The sequence below is a fragment of the Nocardia sp. X0981 genome (genome assembly GCF_977089955.1).
This window is the reverse complement of record NZ_OZ372435.1, coordinates 1,724,959-1,737,915: the sequence shown is the minus strand read 5'-3', so window position 1 is coordinate 1,737,915 and position 12,957 is coordinate 1,724,959. Positions and strand designations below refer to the sequence as shown.

The window sequence follows — 12,957 nt, the reverse complement described above, 5'->3', positions numbered from 1 at the left end:
GACGGCGATCACGGGCAGCGGAGAACGGGCGGCACTCATCCGGCGCGCTGCGCGGTGGTGTTCGCGCCGTCCAGTTCCTCGCGGATGATATCGGCATGCCCACTGTGGTGGGCGATCTCACGCAGGATGTGCAGGACCAGGAAACGCGCCGACCACCACACCCGGCCGGGCACCCAGGGATTGGTGGGGGTCGGGATCGGGGCGTCCAGGGTGTCGACGGTGCGGATCAACTCGGCGGTATGCGCGGCGACCCGCTCCCACTCCGCGAGCAACCCGGCGACGGTTTCCTCATCGCCGAAGTCGTACTCCCCCGCGTAGTCCTCGATCGTCTTCGCCGCGGTCTCGTCGCGCTCCACGAGCACCTTGGTCCATTCCCGTTCGCACCTGATCAGATGGTGCAGCAACCCGCCCAGCGTGAGTGCGCTGGCGGTGGTGCGCCGACGCGCCTGCTCCTCGCTGATGCCGCGCAGCGTTATCCGGAACATCTCGCGCTGCTCGTCGAGCAGCTGTACGAGATCCTCGCGTTCCCGGCTGCCGGTCATCGACGCTCCTTCTCACTCGACAGTGTTCGGGCGCGATGCTAGGGCCGGGGTACGACAGGTTCGATTATTTGCCGCTGTCGGCAACCGATTTCGCCGGCGTCTTCTTCGCGGCGGGGGCCTTCTTCGCCGCAGTCTTCTTCGCCACCGTCTTGGTGGCGGTCTTCTTCGCGGTCGTGGTCTTCTTCGCCGTCGTCTTCTTCGCCGCGGCTTTCTTGGCGGGCGCCTTCTTGGCGGTCTTCTTCGCCGCCTTCTTCACCGGACCCCGGGCCCGCCGGTCGGCGAGCAGTTCCGAGGCGCGCTCGTCGGTGATCGTCTCCACCTCGTCGCCCTTGCGCAGACTGGCGTTGGTTTCGCCGTCGGTGACATAGGGGCCGAACCGGCCGTCCTTGATCACCATCGGCTTGCCGGTGGCGGCATCGTTGCCGAGTTCTCGCAGCGGCGCGGCGGCCGCGGCCTGTCTACCTCGGCGTTTGGGTTCCGCATATAACTTCAGGGCCTCGTCGAGGGTGACAGTGAAAATCTGGTCCTCGGTGGCCAGCGAACGGGAATCGGTGCCCTTTTTCAGGTAGGGGCCGTAGCGGCCGTTCTGGGCGGTGATCTCCTCACCGGACGCCGGGTCCGTACCCACCACGCGGGGCAGGGAAAGCAGTTTCAGCGCGTCCGCGAGGGTAACCGTTGCCGGGTCCATGGATTTGAACAGCGACCCGGTGCGCGGCTTGGGACCGTTCTTCTTGGCGGTCTTCTTCGCCGCCTGATCCTCCTCGGTTTCCGGCAGGATCTCGGTGACATAGGGGCCGAAACGCCCCTCCTTGACCACGATTTCATGACCGTTCGCGGGATCGACGCCCAGCGCACGGCCTTCCTGCGGGGTCGCGAAAAGCTTCTCCGCCACCTCCGGCGTCAGCTCGTCCGGGGGCAGATCGTCGGGCAGGTTGGCACGCTGCGAAGTCGGCTCGGCCTCCGGATCGTCCGGGTCGGCGACCATCCGCTCCAGATACGGCCCGTACCGGCCGACGCGCACCAGCACATCGCGGCCCGCGTCGTCGGTGAAGAGCTTGATCGAGTTGATCTCCCGGGCATCGATATCGTCGAGCCGCTCACCGACCATCTTCTTCAACCCGCCGGACCGCGCGACCGACCCCTCGGCCCCGTCGTCGCCGCCGAAATAGAAACTGGACAGCCAATGGCCGCGCCGGGCCCGTCCGCCCGCGATGGCATCCAGATCATCTTCCATGGCAGCGGTGAAATCGAAATCGACCAGCCGGCCGAAATGCTCCTCCAGCAGCCCGGTCACCGAGAAAGCGACCCAGGACGGCACCAGCGCGCTACCGCGTTTGTAGATATAGCCACGATCCAGGATGGTTTTGATGATCGAGGAGTAGGTGGACGGACGCCCGATACCGAGCTCCTCGAGGGTTTTGACCAGCGACGCCTCGGTATAGCGGGCAGGCGGGTTGGTGCTGTGGCCGTCGGGGTTCAATTCCACCGCGGTAACGCCCTCGCCCTCGGCGAGCTGCGGCAGCCGGGTCTCCGCGTCGTCGGATTGGCCGCCGGCCTCCTCGTCGACGCTTTCCACATAGGCCTTCAGGAAACCCGGGAAGGTGATGGTGCGGCCGGAGGCGGAGAACACGCATTCCTCGCCGGTACCGGCGGTGCCGGTGATCCGCAGCGTCAGCGTGGTGCCTCTGGCGTCGGCCATCTGCGAGGCCACGGTGCGCTGCCAGATGAGCTCGTAGAGGCGGAACTCGTCGTTGTCCAGCCGTGAGTGCAGCTGCCCGGGAGTGGCGAAGGTGTCCCCCGCCGGACGGATCGCCTCGTGCGCTTCCTGGGCGTTCTTCACCTTGCGGGTGTACTGCCGGGCGGTCGGATGCACATATTCGGCGCCGTAGAGCTGGGTCGCCTGGGCGCGCGCGGCGTTGATCGCGGACTCCGACAACGTGGTCGAGTCCGTACGCATATAGGTGATGTAGCCGTTCTCGTACAGCCGCTGCGCGGTGCGCATGGTGCGCTCGGAGGTGAAACGCAGTTTGCGCCCGGCCTCCTGTTGCAGGGTGGAAGTCATGAACGGCGCATACGGTTTGCGGCTGTAGGGCTTGGACTCGGCGGAGGTGACCACCAGATCCACGCCGTGTAGCGCCTCGGCGAGCCGGCGCGCCCGGGCCTCGTCCAGCACCAGGGCACGGGAATCGGCCTTGAGCCGTCCGTCGGAGCCGAAATCACGGCCGGAGGCCACCCGGGCACCGTCGACGTCGACCAGGCGGGCGGAGAAGATCCGCGGATTGTCGGTATCGGCGTCCCCACCGGCATCCAGTTTCGCCGCGATATCCCAGTACTCGGCCGAACGGAATGCCATCCGCTCGCGTTCACGCTGCACGATCACCCGTGTCGCCACGGACTGCACCCGGCCCGCCGACAATCGCGGCATGACCTTCTTCCACAGCACCGGGCTGACCTCGTAGCCGTACAAACGGTCCAGGATGCGCCGGGTTTCCTGGGCGTCGACCAGGTCGTTGTCCAGATCGCGGGTATCGGCGGCGGCCGCCCGGATCGCGGGCTCGGTGATCTCGTGGAACACCATCCGACGGACCGGGACCTTGGGCTTCAGGGTTTCCAGCAGATGCCAGGCGATGGCCTCGCCCTCCCGGTCGGGGTCGGTGGCCAGATACAGCTCGTCGGCATCGGCGAGCAACCCCTTCAGCTCGGTGACCTTGCCCTTCTTGTCCGGGCTCACCACATAGATGGGTTCGAAATCGTTGTTGACGTCCACGCCCAGGCGCGCCCAATCCTGGCCCTTGTACTTGGCCGGTACGTCGGCCGCACCACGGGGCAGATCGCGGATATGGCCGACCGATGCCTCGACCGTATAGTTCCGCCCCAGATAGGGAGCGATTTTCCGGGCCTTGGTCGGGGATTCGACGATCACGAGACGACGCACGGGACGACCCGCCTCGGCTGCGCTACGGTCTCGTGTTGCCACGGGTGAATCCCTTCCCTTCTCGACCCGTTGAACGCTGCTCGGTGCGCAGGACGGGCTGGATGAACACATGGTGACGGCGTACTTCACCACCAGACACGTTTATACCTCGGCGCTGCGCGTGGTCGGGATGTTGCGACCATCGGGCGGTGGCGCGCCGACGCCGTTCAGTATGCAGTGCCACGAACCGGGACGGCACCCATGGTGGGACCCGAACCCGCGCACTGCGGCTGTGACCGGTGCGGGTGGACGGCAATCCACCGTCGGCCCGCGCGTGGCGGAACGCATACCGTACCCTCCGGTTCGACCGTCGGACCGGGCGGGCCGGGGAAGCGGATCGCGGATACGACCGCACCGCGTATACCGGCCCTCGGCCGGACCGCCCCGGAAAGCACGCACCGGCCGCCCCACCGCCACCGTACCGCCCGATCTGCGGCCCGTTCACCGCCGAGCTCGATTCGGGATCGCGCATCACCGAGGCCCGAGCGCGGCGGAGCGGGCGGGCGATGCGGCTGTGAAGTCTTCCGGGGTGCGCATGTCCGGAGCACCCGGGAAGCGCGTCGACCGAATGGTCCGGGCGGACCGTTCGGATCCCACGGCCGGATCGAACCCGGAGACCCGCCGAGCGGATACGGCAGCGGCAGTTACGAGTGCCGGCGGGAAGGCGGCGGCCGCGGTGGTGCGCAGGCAACGCATGAGTGGAGCGAACGCATATGTCCGTGAAGAACGCGCGTCCGCGGCGGGCCGGGCTCCCCGCAGGGAGCGGACATCCGCCGCGAACGCGGCGGAGATGGGCAGGAAGCGCACGGCCGGAGCGAACGCGGAGGTACGCACAGAGCGCACGGCCGGAGCGAACGCGGAGGTACGCACAGAGCGCACGGCCGGAGCGAACGCGGAGGTACGCACAGAGCGCACGGCCGGAGCGAACGCGGAGGTACGCACAGAGCGCACGGCCGGAGCGAACGCGGAGGTACGCACAGAGCGCACGGCCGGAGCGAATGCGGAGGTACGCACAGAGCGCACGGCCGGAGCGAATGCGGAGGTACGCATACTCCACATATAGTTCGTCCCTCGCTCCCGTTACGGGATGCGAGGGACGAACTGGGGGTGAACTCGCTCAGCTGAGCGCGCGCACTCCGGTGGCCTGCGGACCCTTGGTGCCCTGGCCAACCTCGAACTCGACCTTCTGGTTTTCCTCGAGGGTACGGAAACCCGAACCCTGGATCTCGGAATAGTGGACGAAGACATCCGCAGAGCCGTCTTCGGGCGCGATGAAACCGAAGCCCTTCTCCGCGTTGAACCACTTCACAGTTCCCTGTGCCATTCTGTTCCTTCTCTTTTCTTACTCGGAACGGCGGACAACTGTTTCGTCCACCGGGCCCGTTCCGACCGGCGGTACCCTGACTCCCATGGGGGCCAACGTATGCCGTTCGCAACATCGATCCTGCTGACGGTTTGGACTTTGCATCCGTCCCTCGAACACAGAAGCTTGCGACCGAGACCCAGTGAACCATGTCTTTGGGAAATTCAACAGCGGAGTTACCGACAATTTGCAAAAAAAATGATCTCGCGAATGCGGGAGTAAGGGATAGCTCGACGGAATCTGAACCTCCGGTATGTTTGCCTTCCGATAACCAGCTCCCGGACCGAGTACCCGGCTGTGACCCAGATCGCTATTGGGTATCGAAATCGCAGGTGAGAAGGAGCCGCCGGCGAGGTTTCATACTTGTCTGTGACGCGGAAGGTGCGGCGGAATGACCCCGGAGATCCAGCCGGAGACGAGCTATGGGCGATCGTTGCTGAATCGTGTCCTGTCCGGCGCTGCGGATACGGATTCGCGACTGACGCATATCGCCGAGATGCCCGCCCGAACCGCGGTCACCACGGAGTGGCCGCCGTGGGTGGCTCCGGCGGTCGTCGACGCACTGCGCGCGATGGGGGTGGCGGCCCCGTGGAGCCACCAGGCCGCGACAGCCGGACTCGCCGCGGCCGGGCAGCACGTGGTCGTGGCGACCGGGACAGCTTCCGGGAAATCCCTGGGCTACCAGCTCCCGATCCTCACCGCCCTGCACGAGGACCCCGCCGCCACAGCCTTGTACCTCGCCCCGACCAAGGCGCTGGGCGCCGACCAGCTCAGGATGGTCGGCGAGCTGACCCGGCACGACCCGCTGCGCCGGATCGTCGCGGCGGCCTACGACGGTGACACACCGACGGAGATCCGGCAGTGGGTCCGCAGGGAGGCGCGCTGGGTGTTCACGAATCCGGACATGCTGCATCTGAGCCTGTTGCGCTCGCATCGACGCTGGTCGCGATTCTTCCGCCGGTTGCGCTACGTGGTTGTCGACGAATGCCACGCCTACCGGGGCGTATTCGGTTCCCAGGTGGCGCTGGTGCTGCGCAGGCTACGCAGGCTGGCCGCGCACTACGGCACGGACCCGGTTTTCGTGCTCTGCTCCGCGACGGCCGCCGACCCGGCGGCGGCCGCCTCCCGGCTGATCGGCACGGACTGCGCCGCGGTGACCGAGGACGGTTCCCCGCGTGGACCACGCACCGTGGCGTTCTGGGAACCGCCCCTGCTCACCGCGGTGACCGGCGAGAACGGGGCACCGGTACGGCTGGGCGCCACCACAGAGGCAGCGCGGCTCACTGCCGAACTGGTGGCCGAGGGTGCCCGAACCCTGACCTTCGCGCGGTCGCGCCGGGCCGCGGAACTGATAGCCGTGCACACCCGGGAACGGTTGACGGAGCTCGATCCCGAGTTGGCGACCCGCGTCGCGGCGTATCGCGGCGGGTATCTGCCGGAGGATCGGCGAGCTCTCGAGGCAGGACTCTCGGACGGTTCACTGCTGGCCGCGGCGACCACGAACGCTCTCGAACTCGGGGTGGATATCGCCGGTCTGGACGCTGTCGTCCTGGCCGGGTTTCCCGGTACGGTCGCCTCGTTCCGGCAGCAGATCGGCCGGGCCGGACGACGCACTCAGGGCGCGTTGGCCCTGCTGGTGGCACGCGACGACCCGCTAGATACCTTTCTGGTGCATCATCCGGGCGCTTTGCTGGAGCGCCCGGTGGAAACCACCATCATCGATCCGTCCAACCCGTATGTCCTCGGGCCACAGCTGTTGTGCGCGGCCATGGAGTTGCCGATCACCGAATCCGAAGCAGACCGGCTCGAGGCGCACGGGGTGCTCACCGAGCTGGCCGTTCGAGGTCTGGTCCGGCAGCGGAAGGCGAACGGCGGATCCCGGTGGTTCTATACCGGTGCCGAACCACCGCACGATTCCGTCGACGTCCGTGGCGGTATCGGCGCCCAAATCGCGATCGTGGTCGGCGGGACCGGCCGCCTACTGGGCACCGCCGATGCCGGGCGGGCTCTCGCCACCCTGCACGAAGGCGCGGTTCACCTGCACCAGGGCGAGAGCTATGTGGTGGAGGAACTGGACCTGGAGACGGGTGTCGCGTTCGTACGCGCCGAGAGCCCGGGCTGGACCACCAGTGCCCGCGTGATCACCTCCCTGAGCATCGAGTCGATCCGCGAAAGCAAGGTATCGGGCCAGGTCACGGCGGCATTGGCCACGGTGACCGTCCGAAGCCGGGTCGTCGGGTACCTGCGCACCCTGATGACCGGCGAAGTCCTGGATATGGTCGAACTCGATCTGCCACCGCAGACCTTGCCCACCACAGCGGTGCTCTACACCGTGACACCACGCCTGCTGGATGACGCCGGTATGGCCCCCGCTGATGTCCCGGGAGCGCTGCACGCCGCCGAGCATGCGGCGATCGGGCTGTTGCCGCTGGTCGCCACGTGCGATCGCTGGGATATCGGCGGCGTGTCCACCGCCCAGCATCCCGACACCGGCCTGCCTACGGTGTTCGTCTACGACGGGCAGGCGGGTGGCGCCGGGTTCGCCGAGCGGGGGTATTCGCTGCTACATCGGTGGCTCACCGCCACTCGTGCCGCCATCGAATCGTGCGGCTGCCCGGCGGGATGTCCCTCGTGCGTCCAGTCACCCAAATGCGGCAACGGCAACGATCCGCTGGATAAGAAGGGTGCGATCCGGTTGTTGACCGCAATTCTGTCCGACCTCACCGAGCAGGGCTCCGATACGACCTCGCTCCGTGAGAACACGGTGGGCGAGGCACGGGCCTGCGAGGAATCCAGGGGGCCGGCAGAAATCTGGACAAGTGATTTAAAAGGATCGCAATCATATTAACTGAATTGTTGCCGTAGGACGCGCGAGTAACAACCGGAGTGGCGCCGAAAGCCATTCCGAAACAGCCTACGAATTCGATTAACGAGTTGTTAATTGCCGTTTCCCGGGCGGAGACCGAATTCGTCGTTAACAAGTTCCGGCGAATCGCGATCACGGCCCTTCTTCCATCGGTCCGGCTCGGGCAACCGCTCGTATACTCCGACCCCCGAACGGACCCGCTGGTACTTTTCCCTCGACCCAGATCACCACATCCCATCCCTCGACTTCACATCGAGCGATCCGCGCTTTCATTCGCAGTCCGAGGTCCTCGGCAGCGGTACATCCCGCCTCCACCCCGCGCCGCAGTTCACCCGCGGCAGCCAATGCCGCGAGATCAGCCACCGCCTGCAAGCGGTGGCGTGCTACCACCACGGCGCCGAACTGGATGACGAGCACGGTTGCCATGAGCAGTGCCGCCAGCGCCAGGCACGCCGCAATGCTCACCGAACCCTCGTCCCGCACCGCGCCGGCCGAGCCTTTCCGGCCCTCGCATCTCACTCCGTCACCCCCGGCTCCCGTACGGCCACCGCCTCGGCCCGCAGTTCGAGTACCGGAAGCAGCGGCGTCTCCGAAGACACGACGGCGATCACCCGATCGTCCTCGTAGCGCAGTGAGATCTCCGCTGCCGATGGAGCCACCCGGCGGGCCGCGGATACCGCGCCGTCTCCGTCACCGCGGGCCGCGAGCCGAGCCGCCTCGCGCGCGGCATCGACACACCGCACCTGGGTGACCATCGCGAGCACCGCCCCCACGCACAGGACGGCAGCGGCGGCGAGCGCACCGAGTGCGATCGCCGCCTCGACCGTTACGGACCCCGTGTCGCCGCCGGACGGGAAGGACCAGCCGAATCGCCGAGCCGAGCCGTCGGCGTGGGCGCGGCCGAGACGGCCCGCCCGCATCGAACCTCGTGGCCCCGCTACACGCTCGTGTTGAGCGCTTTGTCGATGATTCCGGTCAGCGCGTCGGGAATACTCTCTCCGGTCACCACGGTGTACAGCACCGCACCGAACGCCGCCGCGGCAATGGTCCCGATCGCGTATTCGACCGTGCTCATCCCGTCCTCGGCCACCGCCGCACGCAGCAGACGGGTGTTCAGCTCCTCTCGCGCCGCCCGCATATGCTCCAGCGCGGAGCGCGCAGCTCCTTCGATCAGCATTCGATTCCCCTCTCTTCTCCGCCCGCGCCGCTGTAGCGCGCGAGCACATCTCGGTGGTGGTCCGCCTGCCCTTCACAGCAGCGCTCCGCCGAGCACCCGGCCGGCCAGGCCGATGATCACCGGAACGATGCCCAGGCAGACGAACGCCGGAAGGAAGCACAGACCTAATGGGCCGCCGATCAGCACTCCGGCCCGTTCGGCCCGGGCGGTCACCGCCTCTTCCACCCGGGCACGATGCGCCGCGGCCAGTTCACCCACCGCTGCCGCCAGCGATGCTCCCGAACGCGCCGAGCGCCGGGCCAGCCGGGCGAGCGCTTCGAACTCCGGAGGTGTCCCGGCGGATCCCGCATGCGGCCGGGCCCACGCGGTGGCCGGATCCGCGCCCAACGCGAGCAGGTCGGCGGCCTGCCGCAACAGCTCCCCCAACGAGACCGGCGCGACGGGCACCACCGCCCGCACAGCCGCCGCCGTGGGAAGCCCGGCACGCAGGCACGCCGCAAGAAGATCGAACAGGGTGGCAACCGCCACCGGATCGGCCTTACCCGGTACCTGCCGCCCCGCCGGGGGCCAGGGCACCGGGGCTCCGCGCAAGCGTCCCAACACCGGTCGGCGGGGCGGCACCATCATCACTGCCGCCAGCAGCAGAAGCCACGACCACACCGCATGGGTCGTCATCACACTCTCCTCGCACGGGTTCCGGAAGCGACCCACCACGGCAGCGGATATCGCCCGGTACGGCACGCCTGCGCCGCTCCGCTACCGGCCACGATGGCGATCCGGGCGCTCACGCCGGTACCACCCGGCGGGTGATCTCGTCGGCCCAGAGCAATCCCGCGCAGGCCAGACCGGTACCGAGCGGCAGCAGATAGGTACCGGCGGAGGAGAACAGCAGCACTTCGAGGGGGTCCGCACCCATCAGCTGTCCCAGGCCGATGCCGAGCACCGGTAGGACCGCCAATATCGCGGCGGTGGCCCGGGCGCCGGCGAGGGTCGCGTCGGTGCGGCTCCGGAACTCCAGCCGGGCCGCCAGATCGGCACGGGTGGCCGCTAGGAGTTCGGCCAGCGCCAGACCGTATCGTTCGGCCACCTGCCAGGCATCCGCGACGCGCCCGAGCTCCGCTTCGATCACCGTGCCGGGACGAAGCAGGCCGCCCGCACCGGAACCGCCCAGGCGGCTGCGCGCCGCACCGACCGCGAACGCGGCCGCCGCGATACCGGCCGTCTCCCGGGCAGCGACCGCGGCGGCGGCACTCGGATGCGCACCTACCCGCAGCTCGGCGATGATCGCCTCCAGACCGTCGAGCAGATACCCGCTTTCGGTGCGGTGCCGGCGGGCCCGCCGGGTCCGGCGCACGCGCACCGTGACCGTCCCCGCGACGAGCAGCGCGGCCGGCAGGCTGCCGTTACCGAGGGCCAATGCCAGCACACACCCGCTACCCGCTGCGTACGGGACCACCCAGCGCCCCCGGAAGCGGCGCGCGGCGCGGATGCCGAAGACGACACCGAAGCGCCGCCTTCCCGTCGGCGCGGGCACCAAGAGCAGCGTGAGGGCCACCGCTGCGAGCATCGGTACGGCGATCATCGCCCCGACCGTTCCGCGAGTAACGCCTCGAGCATCTCCGCTGCGGGGGCATCGCCGTCGGCTCGCCAAGCGGGCCGGATCCGCACCCACCCGCTCGTCTCACGCTGTACCACACCGATTTCCCGCAGACGCCGCGCTCCGTTCGCACACCGCTGCACATGCAGCACCACCTGCACGGCCGCGGCCAGCAGACTGTGCAGGGCGCCCCGGTCCATACCGCCCGAACCGGCCAGGGCCTCGAGCCGGGCGGGTACTTCGCGTGGGGAGTTGGCGTGCACCGTACCCGCGCCGCCGTCGTGGCCGGTGTTGAGCGCGGTCAGCAGATCCACCACTTCCGCGCCGCGCACCTCGCCGACCACTATGCGGTCGGGACGCATCCGCAGTGCTTGGCGCACCAGAGCGCGCAGGGTGATCTCGCCCGCGCCCTCGATATTCGGGGGACGCGCCACCAGCCGGACCACGTGCGGATGCGGCGGCGCGAGCTCCGCGGCATCTTCCACACAGATGATGCGCTCCGCTCGGTCGACCTCGGCGAGCAACGCGGACAACAAGGTGGTCTTCCCGGCGCCTGTTCCGCCCACCACCAGGAAAGCCAGCCGAGCGCGGATCATCCGGCGCAGCAGGGCATCCGCGTCGGGCGGTACCGTCCCGGCCCGGACGAGCGCGTCGAGATCCTGGGTCGCCGGTCGCAGTACCCGCAACGAAAGGCAGGTGCCCCCGCGGGCGATCGGGGCCAGCACGGCGTGCAGGCGGACCCCGAAGTTCTCCCCGAGCACCATCTCGCGGCCGGACAGCTGCCCGTCCACCCAGGGCTGCGCGTCATCGAGACGCCGACCGGCCGAAAGAGCCAGGCGCTGTGCCAGCCGCCGCACCGCGGCCTCGTCGGGAAAGGTGACCGAGGTCCTGCTGACCCCGCGGCCGCGGTCCACCCATACCGCATCGGGTGCGGTGACCAGAACATCGGCGACGGAGGGATCGTGCAACAGGGGTTCGAGCACACCGGCTCCGGTGAGTTCGGTCTGTAGTAACCGCAGGGCCCGCAGCAGATCGGTATCGCCGAGCATCCCGCCCGCTTCGGCGCGGATGGCCGCGGCCACCCGCGCCGGTTCCGGCTCCGCGGATTCTCCGGCCAGCCGACGGCGCACCCGCTCGAGCAGCTCCGCGGTGACCACGCCCGACTCATGGGGTACCGGGTTCATCCGGCCCTCCGCTGCTCCGCCGGGCCGAGGACCGCGAGCACCGCGTCACAGGCGTCCCGGAGCGGCCCACGCCGCAGTCGCAGCCCACCGCGTTCGAGCCGTGCCGCCAACCCCGGTTGCGCGCGGACGGCGGCCAGCAGGGGCAGCTTCAGGACCGCGGCGATATCTCTGCCGCGTAGGCTCCCGGGGGCGGGCCCCCGCACGATCAACCCTTGATTCGGATTGTGCCGGGCTATCCATTCGGTGACCGCCTGAGCTGCCGCCACAGCGCGGAGCCGGGCGGGTACGACGAGCACCACCAGATCGGCGGCCTCCAGCATTCGCTCGATATGGGGCCCGTGTTCGCCGGAGAGATCACAGACGACGAGATCGCCCGCGTTCCGGGAGGCTTCGATCACCGCATGCGCCGCTGCCGCGCCGATGGGTCCCGTACGGCCGGGGCCGCGGCCGCAGGACAGGACCGACAGTCCGGTCCCGGCTCCGGGTAGTGCGCTGTGGAGTTCCGCGGCGGCGACCCGGCCGTCGTCGACCACCAGATCCGGCCAACGCAATCCGGGTACGTCTTCGATACCGAGCAGCAGATCCAGTCCGCCGCCGTAGGGCGCACCGTCCACCAGCACGGTATGCGGCCGGAAATCGGTGGTGGCGGAACGCAGGGCCGTCGCGGCGGCCAGGGTCGAGGCACCGGCGCCGCCGCCCGTTCCGGCGAGCGCCACGACCACTCCTCCGTCCGCGTGTGGTTCGGCGTATTCGGCGAACTTCTCGATGAGCCCGACCGCCGCACCGGGCAGTGCCACCACCCGCTCCGCCCCGACCGTCGCCGCCGCCCGCCAGTCGGCGAGTCCGGGTTCACCCGCCGTGACGGTGACCACTCCGCCACGGCGCGGGGGCCCGCTCACCGCACATGCCGTGGCGGCCGTGGTATCGAGCACGATGAGCGGCGCCACCGCCCAGGTATGACGCCCGACCGGGGGTTCGCCTTCCTCGATCCGCCGACCGGCCGCGGCGGCGACCCGGCGGACCTCCTCGCGCAGGCGGTCGTCCTCGATGAGCACCAGAACGGCCGGCGTCTCGGGAACCGTGGTGGTCTCGTCGTGATCCATGTATGCCAGCGTCGCCGGGAAATCCGGCGCGGAATACACGCCCGCGGCGATTGTGGACAACTCGCGGCCTGTGGAGAACTTCCGAAGCGGGCGGGACGCTCGAAAGGGCCTGCCCGTAAATAGAGGACGGCCCCAGCCGGGGGGGGAGGAG

At 68.9% G+C, this 12,957-nt stretch carries 11 protein-coding genes; 1 reads left to right on the top strand and 10 read right to left on the bottom strand.

What is annotated here, in order from left to right:
- Positions 1-35 precede the first annotated feature (35 nt).
- The 3 genes from ACYR7D_RS07645 to ACYR7D_RS07635 form a co-directional block, all read right to left on the bottom strand.
- A complete protein-coding gene (locus tag ACYR7D_RS07645; RefSeq protein ID WP_459548916.1) occupies positions 36-542 on the bottom strand; it encodes a mycothiol transferase in 507 nt (168 codons plus the stop codon).
- Positions 543-606: 64 nt separating this feature from the next.
- Positions 607-3,519, bottom strand: coding sequence for a type I DNA topoisomerase (topA, locus tag ACYR7D_RS07640; protein ID WP_459548915.1), 2,913 nt, complete (start codon positions 3,517-3,519; stop codon positions 607-609).
- 1,114 nt (positions 3,520-4,633) lie between these two features.
- On the bottom strand, positions 4,634-4,840 hold the full coding sequence (locus ACYR7D_RS07635) for a cold-shock protein (RefSeq protein WP_011206895.1): 207 nt from the start codon (positions 4,838-4,840) through the stop codon (positions 4,634-4,636).
- A gap of 430 nt (positions 4,841-5,270) precedes the next feature.
- Here ACYR7D_RS07635 and ACYR7D_RS07630 point away from each other — a divergent pair, with 430 nt between their 5' ends.
- Entirely contained in the window at positions 5,271-7,727 is a 2,457-nt protein-coding gene (locus ACYR7D_RS07630; protein ID WP_459548914.1) for a DEAD/DEAH box helicase, read from the top strand.
- Between the two features lie 150 nt (positions 7,728-7,877).
- Here the strand turns inward: ACYR7D_RS07630 and ACYR7D_RS07625 are convergent, their stop codons facing one another.
- The 7 genes from ACYR7D_RS07625 to ssd form a co-directional block, all read right to left on the bottom strand.
- Entirely contained in the window at positions 7,878-8,210 is a 333-nt protein-coding gene (locus tag ACYR7D_RS07625; RefSeq protein ID WP_459548913.1) for an Rv3654c family TadE-like protein, read from the bottom strand.
- Between the two features lie 50 nt (positions 8,211-8,260).
- Positions 8,261-8,665 (bottom strand): TadE family type IV pilus minor pilin, encoded by a 405-nt coding sequence (locus ACYR7D_RS07620; protein WP_459548912.1) that lies wholly within the window; start codon positions 8,663-8,665, stop codon positions 8,261-8,263.
- 17 nt (positions 8,666-8,682) lie between these two features.
- A complete protein-coding gene (locus ACYR7D_RS07615; protein WP_459550071.1) occupies positions 8,683-8,883 on the bottom strand; it encodes a DUF4244 domain-containing protein in 201 nt (66 codons plus the stop codon).
- 111 nt (positions 8,884-8,994) lie between these two features.
- The gene (locus tag ACYR7D_RS07610; protein WP_459548911.1) at positions 8,995-9,597 is read right to left on the bottom strand and encodes a type II secretion system F family protein; all 603 of its coding nucleotides are present in this window, start codon (positions 9,595-9,597) and stop codon (positions 8,995-8,997) included.
- A 109-nt stretch (positions 9,598-9,706) separates the two neighbouring features.
- Positions 9,707-10,504 carry a type II secretion system F family protein gene (locus tag ACYR7D_RS07605; RefSeq protein WP_459548910.1) on the bottom strand — a complete coding sequence of 266 codons (798 nt, stop codon included), beginning with the start codon at positions 10,502-10,504 and terminating at the stop codon, positions 9,707-9,709.
- The gene (locus tag ACYR7D_RS07600; RefSeq protein WP_459548909.1) at positions 10,501-11,703 is read right to left on the bottom strand and encodes a TadA family conjugal transfer-associated ATPase; all 1,203 of its coding nucleotides are present in this window, start codon (positions 11,701-11,703) and stop codon (positions 10,501-10,503) included. The genes ACYR7D_RS07605 and ACYR7D_RS07600 overlap by 4 nt, the downstream gene beginning before the upstream one ends.
- Positions 11,700-12,806, bottom strand: coding sequence for a septum site-determining protein Ssd (gene ssd / locus ACYR7D_RS07595; protein WP_459550070.1), 1,107 nt, complete (start codon positions 12,804-12,806; stop codon positions 11,700-11,702). The genes ACYR7D_RS07600 and ssd overlap by 4 nt, the downstream gene beginning before the upstream one ends.
- Between the last annotated feature and the right edge of the window lie 151 nt (positions 12,807-12,957).